We start from the raw sequence: 17,983 nt of genomic DNA, 5'->3' as shown, positions 1-17,983 counted from the left end.
TTTTTTATTCTGTACGTCAGTGGACTACGGTCATACCGGAAGCCAGCTGCATGACTTTTTCCTGGGTCGCCTCGGACCGATCCAGGGTGCCCATCAGTTCGCCCTCGTGCATCACCATCACCCGGTCGCTCATGCCCAGCACTTCGGGCAGCTCCGAGGAGATCATGATCACCGCCATGCCTTCGCTGGCGAGGAAGGAAATCAAACGGTAGATCTCGGCCTTGGCGCCCACATCGATGCCACGGGTCGGCTCATCGAGGATCAGCAAGCGTGGATTGGTCATCAACCAGCGCGCGAGCAAGGCTTTTTGCTGGTTGCCACCGGACAAGGTGTCGATGCACTGTTCAAGGGACGGGGTTTTCACCCGCAGCTTCTTGCACATGTCTTCGCACAGCGCACGCAGGGCTTTCTGCTGGATAAAACCGTTGCCGCTATAGTGCGGCAGCACGGCCATCTCCATGTTCTCCAGCACCGACAGGCACGGGAACAGGCCGCTGAGCTTGCGGTCCTCGGTCAACAGCGCAAAGCCCTTCTCGATCGCCATGTGCGGGTCGGTAATGCGCACCGCCTTGCCGTCGAGGGTGATCTGGCCGCTGCTGCTGGGGGTGATGCCAAAAATGGTTTCGGCCACATTGGTGCGGCCCGAGCCCATCAGCCCGGCGATGCCGAGGATTTCCCCGGCATGCAGGTCGAACGAAACGTCCTTGAACACGCCATCCAGACTCAGCTCGCGCACCGACATCAGCAGCTCACCGATGGGCGTCTCGCGCACCGGGAACAACTGGCTCAGCTCACGGCCGACCATCATCGAGATCAGGCTGTCGCTGTTCATGCTGTCGGCGCGTTGCAGGCCGATGTAATGGCCGTCGCGAAACACGGCCACTTCGTCGGCGATGGCAAACACTTCGTTCATTTTGTGCGTGATGTAGACGATGCCTTTGCCCTGGGCCTTGAGGTCGGCAATGATCGAAAACAGGTGGGCCACTTCCTTGTCGGTAATGGCCGAAGTCGGTTCATCCATGATCAGGATGTCGGAGTCGTAGGACACCGCCTTGGCAATCTCGACCATCTGCCGCTCGGCGATACTCAGGTTACCGACGTGTTCTTCCGGGTCCAGGTTGATGCGCAGGCGTGCCAGCAACTCGGCGGTGCAGCGGTGCATTTCGCGGTGGTTGACCATGTGCAGGCCGTTGAGCTGCTCGCGGCCGATCCAGATGTTCTCGGCGATGCTCATGTGCGGCATCAGGTTGAGCTCCTGGTGGATCATCGCGATCCCGGCCTTTTGTGCCGCCAGTGGGGTTTCAAACACAATCGGCTTGCCGCGCAGGCGGATTTCCCCGGCGTCGGGCTGGTAGATGCCGGCGATGATTTTCATCAGCGTCGACTTGCCCGCACCGTTCTCGCCCATCAGCGCCAGCACCGTACCCGGGCGCACTCGCAGTTGCACATCGGCCAGGGCCACGACGCCGGGAAAGCCTTTGCTGATATTGCTGATTTCCAACAGGTAGGGTTCTTCCAGTTCTACTGGCTGGATACCGGGAGGCTGCGAGAGAGTGGCTTGAGCAAGCATAGGGAGGTACTCCATCGGCAGGGCAACCGCACAGCTGCCCTGCTGGCTTATTGTTGTTATTTGAAGTCTTTGACGTTTTCGGGGGTGATCAGCTGGAACGGGATCACCACGTTCTGCTCGATAGGCTCGTTCTTAGCCATCTTGCGCGCTGTCTCAACCGACTTGTCCGCTTGGCCCTTGGCATCCTGGAAAGCCGACACAGTCATGTCACCCTTAGTGATCGCATTCAAACCATCCGGCGTGCCATCGACACCGGCGATCAGCACGCCTTTCTTACCTGCCGACTTCAGGGCCATGGAAGCACCAATCGCCATCTCGTCGTTGTTCGAGAGCACCGCCTGGAAGTCGCGCCCTTGGGTCAGCCAATCGTTGACCAGGGTCATGCCCTTGTCACGCAGCCATATCCCGGTCTGCTCCTGTTCGATCTTGATGCCAGGGTATTTGGCCAGGACTTCCTTCACTCCTTTGGTACGGTTGGAAGTGGAGTTATTCGCCAAGTCACCCAGCAGGATCACAATATTGCCTTTGCCGTCGAGCTTCTCCGCGATGTACTGCATTTGCAGCTTGCCCGCCTCGACGTCGTCGGAGGTTACCGCCGCTACGCCGGGGGCCAATGTTGCGCTGTCAGGGCGACGGTTGACGAATACCAGCGGGATTTTCGCCGCAGTGGCAGCCTTGATAATGTTCGCAGTCGAGGCTGTATCAACCGGGTTAACGATGATTGCATCGACTTTTTGGCTGATAAAGTTCTCGACCTGACTAAGTTGCTTCACCACATCGGCGCGGGCATCTTCAAACTGCAGTTGCACGCCGTCACCCTTTGGGTAGGACTTGGCTTGTTTGTCCATGTCTTCGCGCAGGTAGGTAAGAAAGGTGTCGTCGAAGGCGGACATACTCACACCTATCTTGAGATCGGCAGCCGAAGCAGCACCACTGGCCAGCAACAGCGACAGGGCTAGCGCGGTAAAACGGATCGGGGTCTTCATGAACGGTCTGTCTCCACTTTCTTGTTGGTTTTTTGGACGTTGCGTTTATCAGAGCTCGGCAGGCAGCCGGACGACGGGTGCACCTGGAATGCAGCACACCAGCGCGCCTTGGTTTTCGACGCACAACACATTGAGGAAAGAGAAGTAGAACGGCCGGGCGCGGGGCAGACCGCGTGGCATGGAGGCTGGGCGTAAAACTCGCAGTACAGCGTTGAAGATTTTCATCTGACGGTACCTGGTTGTTTTTGATCTTGTTTTTGTTGAGTCGTCGGGGTCGAGCCCAAGACGTACTTTATGCAACCTGGAAAAGACTTTATTGGAAAATAATTTCCATATCAACCTGTTTTAGAATTTTATTCTATTTTTGTTGAAACCACCTGCTGACGCCCCGCGCTAAGGCGTGCGGCGTCCAATATACGGGTGGTTTCCAGCGCGTCATAGACGTCCACCGGCAGTGCTTCCTGGCTGTCCACGGCACGTTGCAACTGGCGATAGAACTGCGTCCAGCAGCCCTTCTCCGCTGGCACCCGCTCGCGCTCCTCGCCTTGTTCGAACCAGCCCCAGCGCCGATGTTCTTCGGCGCCCCAGTGCTCGCCTTCGGTCTTCGGCGATTTGCCGGCCAACAGCGCCTCCTCCTGGCCGTCCAGCCCTTCGACGGTGTAGCAACCGAGGGTGCCACTCACGCGAAAACGCGGGGCCTGGCTGTTTTGCAGGGCACTGCCCCACAAATGGGAAATCACCCCGTTGGCATGGGTCAGGGACACAAAGAAGCCGTGATCGACGGTCGGGTGTTCGTGGCTGAACTGCAATTGCGCAAACACCCGGTCCACCGGGCCGAACAGTTGCAGCGCCTGGTCCACCAGATGGCTGCCAAGGTCACGCAACCAACCGCCGCCGCTGGCATTGCCGACGGCGTGGGGGGCGTAGCGTTCCACGCGGGATTCAAAGCGGGTAATGGTGCCCAGGGCACCGGCGTCGATCAGTTTGCGCAGGGTCAGGTAGTCCGAGTCCCAGCGTCGGTTCTGATAAACGCTGAGCTTCACCCCATGGCGCTCGGCGGCGGTGATCAGCGCCTGGGCCTGTTCGGTGTTGGCGGCGAAGGGTTTGTCGCTGACCACCGTCAGCCCGTGCTCGATGGCTTCCAGCACCAGCGCCGGGCGGCCCTTGAGGGTGGTGGAGATGACCAGGGTGTCGACGCCGGCTTCGACAATCTGGCCGATGGAGTCAAACGCCTTGAGGCCGGGATGATCACTCGCCAACTGCTGGCGGCGCTCGGGGGAGCGTGTGACGACGCCGACAAACGTGGCGCCGGGCAAGGTTGCAATCAGCGGCGCATGAAAAAAGCGCCCTCCGTGGCCGTAGCCGACTAGTCCGATTCGCATACAGACACTCCTTTTTCAAAGTGAAAGCCCAATTTAAATGTGGGAGCGGGCTTGCTCGCGAATGCGGTGTGTCAGCCAAAATTTTGTATCTGAGACACCGCATTCGCGAGCAAGCCCGCTCCCACATTTTTGACTGCATTCCACCTTTGGGGTTGGGGTTAGCCGTAGAAGTGCGGGCGATCAGGCAAGCTGACTTTCACAATCTGCTCACTGCTCTGCGCTTCGATACACGCATCCGCCGCCACAGCCGCCGCAAAGCCATCCCACGCCGACGGCCCTCCCACCTGCCCGGCACGCACGCTGTCGATAAACGCCTGCAACTCCACGTCATAAGCGCCGATAAACCGATCCTTCCAGTCCATCAGGATCGCATTGGACAACTTCGCTTCACTGCGCAGCTGCACCTGGGACGGCTCCGGCAGCTTGGCAATGCCGGTCTCCCCCACCACTTCGCACTGGATGTCGTAGCCGTATTGGCAGTTCACAAACACCTCCACGTCGATGCGCGTGCCCTTGGCGGTTTCCAGCAGCACGATCTGCGGGTCGCGCAGGTGCGCGAGGGCCTTGCTCGACTTGCGCGGGAACACCACTTGCACCGACACGTAGTCGTCGTTGAGCAACCAGCGCAACACATCCAACTCGTGGATCAGGGTGTCGGTGATCGCCATGTCGGTCTTGTAGTTCTCGCCCACTGTCGGGTTGCGGTGCGCGCAGTGCAGCATCAGTGGCTCGCCGATCTGGCCGCTGTCGATCACCGCCTTGAGTGCGCGATAGCCTTCGTCATACGGACGCATGAACCCGACTTGCACCAGGCGCTTGCCGTAGGCGACTTCGGCGTCGACGATCTTGCGGCAGCCGGCAGCGGTGACTGCCAGGGGTTTTTCGCAGAACACCGGCTTGCCAGCGGCGATGGCGGCGAGCACGAATTCCTCGTGGCTCGGGCCCCAGGACGTGACAAGCACCGCCTCGACCTGCGGCGAGTTGATCAGCGCGTGGCCGTCGGGGTACACCTCGGCGTCCAGCTTCAAATCGGCCACCACCTTGGCGGCCTGCTCGAGATTGATGTCGGTCACCGCCACCACCTGGCTGTTGAGCAGGGTCTGGCTGCAACGACGGATATGGTCCCGGCCAATGGCCCCAGTACCGATGACTCCAAGCTTCAACGACATGTAAAAACTCCTCTTGTTATTAGTACTGCCGGGCCTTCGCCAGCTGTTCATTGAGTTTCTTTGCCGCGGCATTCGTGCGTTCGCTGGTCGATACCTGCGCCACGCCGACCCGCCACCACGACAGGTAGCCGTGCACCATGGTTTTTGGCAGCACCTTGATGTCGATCAGCGTCGACACCGTTTGCGTACGCGCATCGGCCAGCGCCGCTTCAAGTTGCGCCACGGTGCTGACCTTGTAGGTCTTGCAGCCATAGGCCGCCGCGCTCATGGCAAAGTCCACCGGCACCAGGCCGCCGTCGAGCTTGCCGCTCTCGGGGTTGCGGTAGCGGAACTCGGTGCCGAAGCTGTCCATGCCATTGCCGATCTGCAAGTTGTTGATGCAACCAAAGGCCATGTTGTCCAGCAGCACCACGTTGATCTTGCGCCGCTCCTGGATCGAGGTGGCCAGCTCCGAGTGCAGCATCATGTAGGAGCCGTCGCCGACCAACGCATACACCTCCTTGCTTGGCTCGGCGAGTTTCACCCCCAGCGCGGCGTTGATCTCGTAGCCCATGCACGAATAGCCATATTCGACGTGGTAGGTGTTGACGCCCTTGCTGCGCCAGGCGCGTTGCAAGTCGCCGGGCAGGCTGCCGGCAGCGGCGACGATGATCGCGTCGTCGGCCAGGGTCTGGTTGAGTACACCGAGCACGCGGCTCTGGGTCAGGCACGAGCCGGTCAGCTCGATGAATTCACGCAGCACGGCGCGGTCGAGGTGGTCGTCGACTTCGGGCACGAAGCCGTCGCCGCTGTACTCCACCTGATGCACGCGCTCGACTTCGGCGTCGAGCTGCGCCTTGGCCTCGCGCACCTGTTCGCCCCAGCCGCTGCGGTAATCGCCCAACGCATCCGCCAAGGCTTCAAGGGCCAGTTGCGCATCGCCCAGCACTTGCACCGCGTCGAGTTTCAACACATCGCACGGGCTGATGTTGAGGTTGAGGAACTTGACATCGGCATGCTTGAACAGCGATTTGGACGAGGTGGTGAAGTCGGTATAACGCGTGCCGATGCCGATGATCAGGTCGGCCTGCGGTGCCAGCAGGTTGGCCGCCAGGCAGCCGGTTTCGCCAATGCCGCCGACGTTCAGCGGGTGGCTGGAAACCACCGCACTCTTGCCCGCCTGGGTTTCGGCAAAGGGAATCCCGAAGCGCTCGGCGAACGCCTGCAACGCAGCATTCGCGCCGGAGTACTTGACCCCGCCACCGCAGATAATCAGCGGCTTGCGCTTGCCACGGAACGCGGCCAGTGCATCGCCGATCATTGCCGCAGTGGCCGGGCGACGGTCGATACGGTGCACGCGTTTTTGCAGGAAATAGTCGGGATAGTCCCAGGCTTCGGCCTGCACATCCTGGGGCAGCGCCAGGGTCACCGCGCCGGTTTCGGCGGGGTCGGTGAGCACGCGCATGGCGTGGATCGCCGCCGTCATCAATTGCTCAGGGCGGTTGATGCGGTCCCAGTATTTGCTCACGGAACGGAACGCGTCGTTGGTGCTGATGCTCAGGTCATGGAACTGTTCGATCTGTTGCAACACCGGGTCAGGCTGGCGGCTGGCGTAGACATCGCCGGGCAACAGCAGCAGCGGGATGCGGTTGGCCGTGGCAGTGGCAGCGGCGGTCAGCATATTCGCCGCGCCGGGGCCGACCGACGCGGTGCACGCGTAGATCTTGCGCCGCAGGTGCTGCTTGGCAAAACCGATGGCGGCATGGGCCATGCCCTGCTCGTTGCGGCCCTGGTGCACCACCAGGTCGCCGCTGTCCTGCTCCAGCGCCTGGCCGAGGCCCAGCACGTTGCCGTGGCCGAAAATGGTGAACACACCGGCGACAAACTTGCTCTCTACGCCATCGACTTCGATGTATTGGTTGTCCAGGAACTTCACCAGGGCCTGGGCCATGGTCAGTCGGGTTGTGGTCATGTCGCGCCCCTTAAAGGTCCAGTAGCCAGCTGTGCTGCGGGTCGTTGTGGAAATGCCAGGCGCGCTTGGGGCCGGCCATCACGTTCAGGTAATAGGACTCGTAGCCGTACGGCACGCTGACCGGGTGATACCCCTTGGGCACCACCACCAAGTCGCTGTTTTCCACGGCCATGGCCTGGTCGATGCTGCGGTCGTCGGTGTACACGCGCTGGAACACAAAGCCCTGGGGCGGGTTGATCTGGTGGTAATAGGTCTCTTCCAGAAAGCTCTGGTGCGGCAAGTCGTCGGTGTCGTGCTTGTGCGGCGGGTAGCTCGACGAATGCCCGGACGGCGTACGCACCTCCACCACCAGCAGCGAATGGGCCGGCTCGCTGTCCGGCAGGATGTCGCACACGTAGCGGGTGTTGGCGCCCTTGCCACGCACACTGCGCTTGCACTGTTCGGGGCGGATCAGGCGCGGTTCGTAACCTTCGGCACCGGGGGCGGCGCACACGGCAATCTGCACATCGCTCAACGCGGTGACCTGGGCCACGGTGCCGGGTGGCAAGTAGGCGGCGAACGGCGATTTGTCTTCAAACACCGACTGGCGATCACCGAGGTTCTGCCAGTTGAAGCCCTCGCCCTGGATATTCACCCGGCCGCTGAGCAGCACCAGGCACAGCTCCTTGTCCCCGGCACTGACCGGCAGGGTTTCGCCCAGGCTCAAGCGGTAGGCTTTGAAACCCACGTACTCCAGGCGTCCGTCTTCGAGGGCGACCATGGTTTGCCCGCGTTTGTGGCTCTTGACCAACAGGCTCATGCTTTTGTCCTCTCGGTGAGCAGCGCACGCAGGGTGTCGTAGCCCTTTTTCGCGTAGATATAGCTGGGCGCGACGGCCGGGTCCTGCTCGGCTTCGACCACCAGCCAACCTGCGTAGCGGGCGGCCAGCAGCACGTCGAGCAGCTCGCCAAACTCAATGTCGCCATCGCCGGGCACGGTAAAGGTGCCGTTGACGATGCAATCCGGGAAGCTCCACATCTGGTTGCGCGCCAGTTGCACCACCGGCTTGCGCACGTCCTTGAAGTGCACGTGGCAGACACGGTCGATGTGTTTTTTCAGGACTTCCAGCGGCTCGCCGCCCCCCATGTAGCAATGGCCCGAATCGAACAGCAGGCCGACTTCCGGGCCGGTGCGTTGCATCAGCTGGTCGATGTCTTCCGGGGATTCAACGTAAGCCCCCATATGGTGGTGGTACGCCAGGCGCACGCCCTGGGACAGGGTAAAACGCGCCAGCTCAGTGAGCTTGTCGGCGTAGTCCTGCCAGGCTTGTTCGCTGTGGAACCGCGGGCGTTCGATCAAGCGGATACGTGACCCCTGGATCGAATCGGCGACTTCGCCGTACACCAGCACCGTGGCGCCGTTTTGTTTGAGCAACTCGACGTGCCCGGCGATGGCCTCGATTTCTTCTGCCACAGAGCGCCGCGCCAGGCGGCTGGAGTACCAGCCGGAGACCAGCGCCAGGTCATACGGGCGCAGCACATCGCCGACGCCCTTGGCGTCCTTGGGGAATTTGCCGTTGAGTTCAAAACCTTCGTAGCCGATTTCCTTGCCTTCGCTCAGCGCGGTGCTCAGGGGCGTTTCACCGCCGAGGGCCGGCAGGTCGTCGTTGCTCCAGGAAATCGGGTTGATGCCAATTCGGATTGCGGGCATGGCTGCACCTTTTGTTTTTATCTAACTTAAGCCGGGTGAGATTTGCTTTATGTGGGAGCGGGCTTGCTCGCGAATGCGGTGTGTCAGATAAAGATGCTGTGACTGATACACCGCTTTGGCGAGCAAGCCCGCTCCCACATTTGATTGCATTCCACATTTGGAACTGGGTTCAGGTTCGGGCACTGCGCCAGGCATTGATCAGTTGCTCAAAGGTCGCCTGGACGCGCTGAATCAATGTCTCATCATCAATATCCCCGGCCAGCCACGCGCGGCTCGGCTCCTGGAAGATCGTGCGGCCCACGGCGAAACCACGGCAGGTGCTGCTCTGGCTGGCCTGCCGGAAGCCATCGGCGAGGCATTCGGCCGACGCATTCAGCCCCAGCAACACCACCCCACGGCAATACGGGTCGCGTTCCTGGATCAGTTCGTCGAGCTGTTTCCAGTCCTCGGCCGATTGCGCCTCGATCTTCCACCACGCCGGGTAGATGCCCAGGTTGTACAAGCGCTTGAGGCTGCGATACAGCACGTCCGGGTAAGTGGACGGGTGATCCTTGGGCGGGATGACTTCCAGCAACAGCTCATGGCCGCTGACCACGGACGCGTCATACACCGCCTTGAGTTGCGCTTCCTGCTCCAGGCGCAGCAGCGGTTCGTCGTCCGGGTGGTATTGCACCAGGCACTTGATGATTTGTTCCTGGGGCCAGGCGATCAGGTTGCTGCCGAGCGAACGGCCGTGTTCCAGCGCCAGGGGCCGCGAGTTCTGCACTTCCACCGGACGCGCGATCCACCAGCCGCGACCGCTGGCGGCGTTGAGCGCATCCTGGCCGAAACGTTGGTCTGCCAACAGGCCCACATCGGCGTCGACGCCCTGCTCGGCGAGCTTGCGCTCCACGCGTTCGATGGCCTGGATAAACAGTTGCTTGATCGCACTGATGCGCGTGGTGTCCTGGCCGCCGCGTTGCGCCAGGTCGACCAATTGCCAGCGGTGATCGAAAGCAAAGATGAACAACTGCTTCCAGGCCTTGCGCGGCACCGTGACGCGGTGCAGGCGTTGCAGGGTTTCGTCCTGGTCGGGACGGGTAATCGGCACCGGGCTGTTGAACAGGTATTCGAGTTCGGCCGGAGTCGGCATGGCCGGGGCGCAGGCGTGGCGCGACACCACAAGGCCGCCGCAGGCGTTGGCCAACTGGCTGCAACGTTCGTCGCTGGCGTCATTGATCCAGCCGCTGAGAAAGCCCGACATAAACGCATCGCCGGCGCCGAGGACATTGAGCACTTCAACGCGCACGCCGGGGTAGATCGCACCGTCTTCCAGGTGCGCAGGGATCGCCCCGTGGATCACCGTGCAGCCCTGCGGGCCAAGCTTGACCACCAGGGTCGCCGGGGTCAGTTCACGCACTCGGCGCAGCGCAGTGAGCAAATCTTCACTGCCGCCGGCGATCAGGAATTCTTCTTCAGTGCCGACGATCAGGTCGAACCGCGGCAGGATTTTCTGCACATGGGCGCTGACATTCTGGTCGGCAACAAACCGCGTCTCGCCATCGGCCTTGCCCGCCAGGCCCCACAGCACCGGGCGGTAGTCGATGTCGAGCACACGCTTGACGTTGTGCTTGGCCGCGTAATCCAGGGCCTGGATGCTGGCCTTGTACACACTGTCGGTGGAGAAATGCGTGCCGGTGATCAGCAAGGCTTTGCTGGAGGCGATAAAGGCTTCGTTGATGTCTTCGGCGCGCAGGGCCATGTCGGCGCAGTTTTCGCGGTAGAACACCAGGGGGAAGGTCTCGCGATCCTTGAGCCCGAGCAACACCAGCGCGGTGAGACGTTCCGGGTCGACCTTGATGCCGCTGACATCGCAACCTTCACGGGCCAGGGACTCCACGAGGAAGCGACCCATATGGTCATCCCCGACCCGGCTCAACATCGCTGACTTGAGCCCAAGCCGTGCGGTGCCGAACGCAATATTGGCGGAGGAACCGCCGAGGTATTTGGCAAAGCTGGACACGTCCTCAAGCCGCGCACCCACTTGCTGCGCATAGAGGTCGACGCCCAGGCGCCCGAGGCAAATCAGATCCAATTGACGCCCACTGGCAAAACGAGTCTGGCCCATGCTGGCTCCTGTTATTTTTATCAGCCTGCGTTGTGCCGCCGTGGCGACGGCAAACGCTCTTGGTGGGTGCAGACTAGAACGTCCGCTGGCATCAATCAATATTTATTCTAGAATTATTTTTAGTGGAATATTTTTTCCAATACGTCAGCATAGGGGCACGCCAGCCACCGTGCATCGTTTCAGCAGGCCACGCAGGCCGTGATGCCGGGGTATTTTTTTGCGCCTACCCTGTAGACTTGCGCCACCCATCAGCGCAACAGACGAACAAGACAGAAGGATTGCCCATGCCCGAGACCCCTTCACAAGACGCTCTCGCCAGCCCTCCGATCAATGCCGAGCGCCTGTTGCAGCTGATCACCGACGAATACGAAAGCCTGCCGCGCCAGCTCAAGCGCATCGCCAGCTATATGAGCCAACAGAGCGACCGCATCATGGTGGACCGCATCAGCGACATCGCCCGCGAATGCGAAGTGCACCCTTCAGCCATCGTGCGGTTTTCCCAGCGTTTTGGCTTCAGCGGGTTCAGTGAGATGCAGGCGTTGTTCCGCGAGGCCTACACCCACAAGACCACGCCGGTGCAGAACTACCAGCAGCGCATCCGCAGCATGATCGCCAACAAATCCCAGAAGGCCAGCGGCGGCGACCTGGCGCGCGAGTGCGTCAACGCGACCTTGTCCGGCATCGAGCGCCTGGGCCTGGAACTGGACGACGCGGCCTTCGAAAAAGCCGTGGACCTGGTGGTGAATGCCGACAACATCTACGTGGTCGGCGTGCGCCGCTCGTTCGCGGTGGCCGATTACCTAGTCTACAACCTGCAGCACACCAACAAGCGCATCCACCTGATCTCGGGCCTGGGCGGCAGCTACCGCGAGCAAATGCGCAGCGTGCGCGCCAATGACCTGGTGATCGCCATCAGCTTCACGCCCTACGGCAAAGAGACCCAGCACTGCCTGCGTATCGCCCAGCACCATCAGGCCAAGACGTTGATCATCACCGACAGCAACCTGTCGCCTCTGGCCAAGCGGGCGAACGCGGTGCTGCTGGTGAATGAGGGGTCGTCATTTGCCTTCCGCTCATTGAGCGCGACGTTGTGTTTGTGCCAGGCGTTGTTTATTGCGGTGGCGTATCGCTTGGAGTTGAAGGTGGATGAGATTCATGAGCAGGTTGGGTTCGACGATTGACCCTGGCGATACTGCAGCCTGACTGCAAGAAGATATTGCACCTCCCCGCAGTCAGCGCAAGAACGTCATTTGGGATCATAGATATCGAATTGCGTCTTCATGGAAAAGCGAGTGCCGTCAGACAGCTCGAATGATGCGTCGAAACTACCCGCTGACCTATCGTTTTCTGGGCGCGAGGTAAAGCTCAGGACCCCAGATATACTTCGGGCGAAGAGTCGGTCTGCAATACGATGAATCTCGATCCGCGCCCCGCCGGGTTGCGCAAGATCAAATGTATCGCCTAGTGCATCCGTGGAGAGGAACACGCCGACAAGGGTGTTATAAACCGGTAGGTCCTGATCAAATTGCCTGGCCTTTGTCCAACTGTAGGGAGGAAGGGGAATATCTGGGTCTCCCTCCAGCCGGGATATTTGCACCTCATCGGACCTGAAACTCAGGCTCGGAAAGGGCCCGCCTGAAAAGTTGCCATGCATCTGGCCCACACCTAGAACGGATGGATCGCCGAAGGGAAGACTCACGACCGACCTTGTCAAACCGGCGAGATCCAAGGTGCCGTTCTCACTCGCGATCACCTCATTATTCCACCGCCCTTTTACGCCAGTGAAACTGCCCCTCAGACGATTATTGTTGTCCAGGTCTACCGTGACGGTGCCTTCATAGAACGTATAGATCTTCAGCTCACCCAGATAAGTGGCCGAGTAATCACCTTTCACCGACGTCGAGTCTGAAAAATCATATACCCGACTCCCTCCTCCGGGGATCAAGCCTGAGAATTCAAAGAAGAACGTGTGGGCACTAAACAGCCCTGCTGGAAACACTTGACGGCTTAGCACGGTGAACGAATTACCCGATTGCCATAAAAAATTTTGCCCGGTGGTCGAATCGAAATGGTGACTGCCCGGAGGGACTTGAAGATTTTCAACCTGAGCTTTGACAAAGCCCGAAGTTTCAAGTGATTGAGCAACGCTGGACTGGTTCATGGGATTAATCTCACTGTTCCGGAGCATTGGAGTTTCATCTCCAACCTATCAACAAGGTCCGTGCGTGCCTACTGTCAACTCTGACAGGTATGATGAGGTGTATTTCCGCGATACCGCCCATGGCTTCCTGGCCTGGGCCGTTGCCACGTTGGTGGCCGCAACGCTGATCGTCGGTTCTGTCAGCAGTGTCGTTGGCGGCAGCGTGCAGGCCGGCCAGGCGGACGCCGAGGCGCGCATCGACAAGGTGTATGGCGATGCCCGTAAAGCCGTTGAGGATGCCAAGCTCAAAGCCAAGCAGGCCGAGGATACTGCTGCGAAGGTGGCTGCCTATGCCTCGCTGTGGACCTTCATTACCCTGCTGATGGGCGCGTTCATGGGCTGCATCGCTGCCTTTGGGTGCGGAGGGGGCCACGCAGCCTTGGAGTTATCACCAGTGATTCAAACGGCCATTCCCAAGTGCACGAAATCCAACGTACAACGGTTTGTTAGTTCAATGGGTAGTAAAAAATCTTCTTCTCATACCTTTCATAGTTAGCAGTATTCAGAGGTTTCCGCAGTCCCTATAGTCGAGCAGAAGTTGCGGATTTAAGTCTCTCATAAGCGAAGTGTTGATATGACACAGGCAGCCGCGAGTGAAACAAAGGGTTCAGCGCCTGAAAGGGTTGATGTCGGCGGCGGCGCTCGGCGTGATCATACGGTTCTACCCAAAAAACCGGGCTGAATGATACGCGAACTTGTATGCAGGGTGGCTTATAACTGGCGCTCGAGATAACCGATAGGTTTATACCTGTCAATGTTGACAGTGTCTTTTGATTTTCTTTGTGGGGTATTGTTGATCTGACGTGTGGACGACACATCATTGTTTAACCTGATAGAGGACGTATGAGATGACGCAGTCAACGAACCAAAAGGGAGGACAGACAATAGGTCTAGTCACCGCGGACGTTCACAGCCCCAATAGTATTCCGCCTTATTTCAAGTTTAAATCGGGTGCGGAAGTGAGCATGTATCGTGACAATGAAAATATAAACATATTTGTTATTGAGCGCTTTTCAAGCGGTCACTTGGAGTCCCATAGTATTTACATTGAGGTTCCCGATATGCTGCCCGGCGGACAGGCCACTTATGACCTTTCAAACTCCACCGACGTCAGGGCGCGTTACGCTGCTACTCGGGGTGGGGTGTATAAAACATTTAGGTTCGAAGAGGGCACGTTGAGCGTTGCACTTGATCCAATCGACACTTTAAACGGTAATTTTCAGGGTGTGGCTTATTGGAATGAGGAACACGCTGTTTTTACCTTTGGCCAGATAAGTCTAAAGGGTTTTATCACGCCTGATTCAGCGTTCGGTTATCAAGGCGCCGCTCTTCTTGGTACAGGCACTATGCACGGCAGCGTGGGAGGTGGCCCCTTCCCTCATCCCAGCTTTACGGCCACTGACGTTGAACTGAAGTACTGGCCGGAAACTTCTTTGCCTGAAAACAAGGCGCGGTGGACCATAACCGGGCAATGGAAAAATGCCTCCTTTCCCCACGCAGTGAATTCTATCGCTATTAAACTCGACGCTGATCAAACTGGCAGTTCGTTTGATTTATCTCCCAATGACAAGGTATATGTTTCTTACCTTAACTGGAGCAATTCATACTATGACCAAAGTTCCAGTGGAATGCTCAATTTTGTCACGCGCCCCGAAACCGGCACAGCGGAAGGCACGGTTGACTGCACATTAAGCGGGGCTGGCTATCCGGATTTTTCGGTAAAATTCACGTTTAAAATTTCATAAGGCCAGTTTGATACTTTTACCGATCACCCCGAGTTATCCTTCATGGCAGTAAGTCTGCAATGGGGTGGGCTCCTCGGTCCTATAATAGTTGATGATCATGGCCGTTTTTCAATGGGGCTGCGTCGGATTGTTGTGCGCTAGCAATTGCGGATATGGCTCAGGGGGGGGACGCGGCCGTTTGACTTTTCGGACCCTGCTCAGATGGTTGGTCATTACTACGTTAAGCGCGATGTTTAAGGATGGGCCAGGTTGGGGTCAGGTTTCAATGCGACCCAGGTATACCGGATTTATGAGCCTGGCTTTCCTACGAAAATTCAAAGCCAGACGTTTATTGATTGAGGACGATCAATTCTCGAATCCCACCTGCTCGTGAATCTCATCCACCTTCAATTCCAAGCGGTACGCCACCGCCATAAACAACGCCTGGCACAAACACAACGTCGCATGAACAAGTTGGGTTTGATGATTAATTCAACGGGAGACGACCTCCCGGCATCCTTAAGCACCGCTGCCATAAAAACCAAATGACTACCGGACTAAGAATTCTGCAATCACTTGATAATCAGTGGCGGCATTCCCACGCATGCGGCAATCGAAGGAACCTCGAGCTTCCCCCGTTCCAGGGAGAGCACTGAATTTCAAAACACCCGTGTACGCCGAACCAATAAGGGACTGGCTGTGAATGGTATAACTGACACTCGCTTTGTCATCACTGGATAAATCGTATTCGGGATCGTCCTGACCCTCAACGAGTGTGATAACGATGACGCGCGTGACAGCGGGTTGCCCGGCAACCCAAAACCCGCGAACTAGCCAGTAGGCCGGCTGAGAACCCCACTGGGGCACGTAAATCCGCTCCACATCAGTGGCTATAAAATCAGAGACACTATCCGGGCCTCCATCGATAAAACCCGCTATGTACCCTTCTCTGACGACTGATCCAGACGGAGTCATTCTACTCGACGGCACTGCTTCAAAACCTTTCAGGTCCAAGTCGCCAGCTGTGATCGTTACCTCATTGCCCAATCCTGAGTAGGCCTTGCCGGAAAACGTCGCCGTCAAATGATCACCGCTACTGGCAAGCGAAACCGTCATCGTTCCGGAGGCGAACGTGTGGGGTTTACTGGATTGATGGTTATTGACTGTGTAGGTGGAAAAAATCTCAGACGGGTTTGAAAAATCAAACGTTACATTAGTTTCCCCGGGATTTAAGTCGCGAAACCTAAACGTCAAAAAATGACCCGTCATACCAATATGCGAAAGGCTTTGCCGAACACTTATATAAATTCTTCCATCACGCCTCCACATCCGTGTATTAGTACCATCATCTTTAAACTTATAGGTGGGAGGCAAAATTTCAATATTGTGTATATCCGCCTCTGCCGTTCCGATGGTTTGATTATTCGTCACACTCGCTGAATGAGTCATCTGCGCCTCCGTTACCGCCAGTAAGTTACCTTTGTGTAGGGGACATCACCCTACGGCCCATGCTAGTAGCCCCCCGTAAAACGTGTCTACTGTGAAACCTGACAGGTATTACAGCGGCACATCAGGTGTACGCTGCTGGAATGACAAATTGCGCAGCTGATCGAGAATCCGTGCGCGAACCCAGTAGATCATCGGTACTGGGATCAAGCTCAGCGATGCGCCATGGCGTAGGGCCAGGGCCTGATAGGTATGACAATTTGAATGTCGTTAACATCCCGCCAATCACGGCGCGCAAGCTGGTCCAAGTGAATCTTGACCCCCTCTTAACAGTTGAGCTAACGCATCGCCGTGAAAACGGATCTGCGCCAGCGTCAACGCGGTGTAGCCGATGATCACCGCTGGTGGCAATGCCGCTTCATGACAGAACTTGCCCAGCGGTTGCAGTGTTAAACCCGCCTCGGCAGCACGTGTGCAAAACACGCCCTCCGGCACACCCGTGGGCAACCACAACACAAAGTGCAACCCTGCCTGCTGGCCGCTGACCGTACAATGCTCCACCAGGCACGCGAGCAGCGCATCGCGCCGCGCCTGATACGCCTGGCGTGAAGCACGCAAATGCCGCACAAAGGCGCCGCTGCGCAGAAACTCCACCAACCCCAACTGATCCGTGGCCCCCACCGAATGCCCGGTGAGTTGCAACGTGCGCAGCAGCGAGCGGCGCAGTCGCTTGGGCACCACCATGAAGCCGACCCGCAACCCAGGGAACAGGTTCTTGTTGAAGCTGCCGCAGTAGATCACCCGGTCGCCACTGTCCAGGGACTTGAGTGCCGCCAGCGGCGCGGCGTTGTAGTTGTATTCGCTGTCGTAGTCATCTTCGACCACCCAGGCATCGGCGCGGGCGGCCCAGTCCAGCAGGGCCAGGCGCCGCGAGACTGACAGGGTCATGCCCAGCGGCGCCTGATGGGCAGGCGTGACGTAGGCCAGGCGTGCCGTATCAGGGAGTTGGTCGGTGTCGAGACCGTCGTTGGTAACGGGAATGCCGTGGACATACGCGCCCGACAGACCGAACAAGCGTCGCGCCGGCGGATAACCGGGGTCTTCCACACACGCGGTGTCACCCGGTTTGAGCACGGTGCGGGCAATCAGGTCGAGGGCATGGCGAATACCGCTGGTGACAACCACTTCATCCGCCTCGCACTGCATGCCGCGATAGCTGCGCAGGTAGGCGGCGATCTGTGCGCGCAACTCAGGCAGGCCAGCGGGATGGGCCGCTTCGAGCACGCCCGGGCCCGCCGTCAGCACGCCACGGGAAATGCAGCGGGCCCAGGCCTTCAAGTCAAACAGGCTGGCATCCGGGCGCCGGGCAACGAAGGGCACATGGCTTTGCACGCCGGCGTCCGGTTGATCGGGCACCGCCTCGCGGCGCGGCGCGGCACTCGTCACGGGGGCTGCAATAAATTGCTCCGGGATCACCGCACACACCCGCGTGCCAGAGCCGGCCAGCCGCTGCACATAGCCTTCGCTGTGCAGCCGATCAAATGCCGCTTCCAATGTGCCACGGGACACCAGCCAACGCTGCGCCAGGCTGCGGGTGGACGGCAAGCGGCTGCCGGCCGGCAACTGCCGATTGAGGATCGCCGCGCGCAGGGCGTCGTAGGCGCCCTGCTGTTTCCCGGTGTCCAGGCTGTCGGGGCGCGGCAGGTCCAGGGCAGGTGCAGCTTTTCCGCGGCTCATAGTGGTCCAGTCAGTTCAGCCG

14 protein-coding genes and 2 pseudogenes are annotated in these 17,983 nt (G+C 59.0%); 3 read left to right on the top strand and 13 right to left on the bottom strand.

Annotated elements, in window-relative coordinates; genetic code table 11:
- Positions 1 to 16 precede the first annotated feature (16 nt).
- The 9 genes from LIY36_RS22340 to LIY36_RS22300 form a co-directional block, all read right to left on the bottom strand.
- Positions 17 to 1,570, bottom strand: a complete 1,554-nt coding sequence (locus LIY36_RS22340; RefSeq protein WP_226457192.1) for a sugar ABC transporter ATP-binding protein — start codon at positions 1,568 to 1,570, stop codon at positions 17 to 19.
- Positions 1,571 to 1,626: 56 nt separating this feature from the next.
- Positions 1,627 to 2,556: a sugar ABC transporter substrate-binding protein gene (locus LIY36_RS22335; protein ID WP_226457191.1), complete on the bottom strand. Its 930-nt coding sequence runs from the start codon at positions 2,554 to 2,556 to the stop codon at positions 1,627 to 1,629.
- A 48-nt stretch (positions 2,557 to 2,604) separates the two neighbouring features.
- Positions 2,605 to 2,781: a hypothetical protein gene (locus LIY36_RS22330; RefSeq protein WP_226457190.1), complete on the bottom strand. Its 177-nt coding sequence runs from the start codon at positions 2,779 to 2,781 to the stop codon at positions 2,605 to 2,607.
- A gap of 128 nt (positions 2,782 to 2,909) precedes the next feature.
- The gene (locus LIY36_RS22325) at positions 2,910 to 3,938 is read right to left on the bottom strand and encodes a Gfo/Idh/MocA family protein (protein WP_226457189.1); all 1,029 of its coding nucleotides are present in this window, start codon (positions 3,936 to 3,938) and stop codon (positions 2,910 to 2,912) included.
- Between the two features lie 158 nt (positions 3,939 to 4,096).
- Complete coding sequence (locus LIY36_RS22320; RefSeq protein ID WP_192299740.1) at positions 4,097 to 5,107, bottom strand: Gfo/Idh/MocA family protein; 1,011 nt, start codon at positions 5,105 to 5,107, stop codon at positions 4,097 to 4,099.
- Positions 5,108 to 5,126: 19 nt separating this feature from the next.
- Positions 5,127 to 7,058, bottom strand: a complete 1,932-nt coding sequence (gene iolD / locus LIY36_RS22315) for a 3D-(3,5/4)-trihydroxycyclohexane-1,2-dione acylhydrolase (decyclizing) (RefSeq protein WP_226457188.1) — start codon at positions 7,056 to 7,058, stop codon at positions 5,127 to 5,129.
- Between the two features lie 10 nt (positions 7,059 to 7,068).
- Entirely contained in the window at positions 7,069 to 7,857 is a 789-nt protein-coding gene (gene iolB / locus LIY36_RS22310; protein ID WP_192299742.1) for a 5-deoxy-glucuronate isomerase, read from the bottom strand.
- Positions 7,854 to 8,747 carry a myo-inosose-2 dehydratase gene (gene iolE, locus LIY36_RS22305; RefSeq protein WP_226457187.1) on the bottom strand — a complete coding sequence of 298 codons (894 nt, stop codon included), beginning with the start codon at positions 8,745 to 8,747 and terminating at the stop codon, positions 7,854 to 7,856. The genes iolB and iolE overlap by 4 nt, the downstream gene beginning before the upstream one ends.
- 169 nt (positions 8,748 to 8,916) lie before the next feature.
- Positions 8,917 to 10,854: a bifunctional 5-dehydro-2-deoxygluconokinase/5-dehydro-2-deoxyphosphogluconate aldolase gene (locus tag LIY36_RS22300; protein ID WP_226457186.1), complete on the bottom strand. Its 1,938-nt coding sequence runs from the start codon at positions 10,852 to 10,854 to the stop codon at positions 8,917 to 8,919.
- Positions 10,855 to 11,138: 284 nt separating this feature from the next.
- Here LIY36_RS22300 and LIY36_RS22295 point away from each other — a divergent pair, with 284 nt between their 5' ends.
- Positions 11,139 to 12,035: a MurR/RpiR family transcriptional regulator gene (locus LIY36_RS22295; RefSeq protein ID WP_192299745.1), complete on the top strand. Its 897-nt coding sequence runs from the start codon at positions 11,139 to 11,141 to the stop codon at positions 12,033 to 12,035.
- A gap of 65 nt (positions 12,036 to 12,100) precedes the next feature.
- On the opposite strand, the gene LIY36_RS22290 is transcribed toward LIY36_RS22295, so the two are convergent.
- Positions 12,101 to 13,015 (bottom strand): hypothetical protein, encoded by a 915-nt coding sequence (locus LIY36_RS22290; protein ID WP_226457185.1) that lies wholly within the window; start codon positions 13,013 to 13,015, stop codon positions 12,101 to 12,103.
- Positions 13,016 to 13,106: 91 nt separating this feature from the next.
- Here LIY36_RS22290 and LIY36_RS22285 point away from each other — a divergent pair.
- Together LIY36_RS22285 and LIY36_RS22280 are read left to right on the top strand one after the other, a co-directional pair.
- Positions 13,107 to 13,406, top strand: a pseudogene (locus tag LIY36_RS22285) (hypothetical protein); the annotation flags it as partial.
- Between the two features lie 496 nt (positions 13,407 to 13,902).
- Positions 13,903 to 14,799 (top strand): hypothetical protein, encoded by an 897-nt coding sequence (locus LIY36_RS22280; RefSeq protein ID WP_226457184.1) that lies wholly within the window; start codon positions 13,903 to 13,905, stop codon positions 14,797 to 14,799.
- Between the two features lie 345 nt (positions 14,800 to 15,144).
- Here LIY36_RS22280 and LIY36_RS22275 read toward each other — a convergent pair.
- The 3 genes and pseudogenes from LIY36_RS22275 to pdxR form a co-directional block, all read right to left on the bottom strand.
- Positions 15,145 to 15,243, bottom strand: a pseudogene (locus tag LIY36_RS22275) (MurR/RpiR family transcriptional regulator); the annotation flags it as partial.
- A gap of 84 nt (positions 15,244 to 15,327) precedes the next feature.
- Entirely contained in the window at positions 15,328 to 16,227 is a 900-nt protein-coding gene (locus tag LIY36_RS22270; protein WP_226457183.1) for a hypothetical protein, read from the bottom strand.
- Between the two features lie 282 nt (positions 16,228 to 16,509).
- Positions 16,510 to 17,961: a MocR-like pyridoxine biosynthesis transcription factor PdxR gene (pdxR, locus tag LIY36_RS22265; RefSeq protein ID WP_226457182.1), complete on the bottom strand. Its 1,452-nt coding sequence runs from the start codon at positions 17,959 to 17,961 to the stop codon at positions 16,510 to 16,512.
- Positions 17,962 to 17,983: the final 22 nt, after the last annotated feature.

The sequence above is a fragment of the Pseudomonas sp. AF03-9 genome (assembly GCF_020515815.1).
In the GTDB taxonomy this organism is placed as follows: domain Bacteria; phylum Pseudomonadota; class Gammaproteobacteria; order Pseudomonadales; family Pseudomonadaceae; genus Aquipseudomonas.
This window is presented reverse-complemented; position numbering and strand designations above follow the sequence as displayed.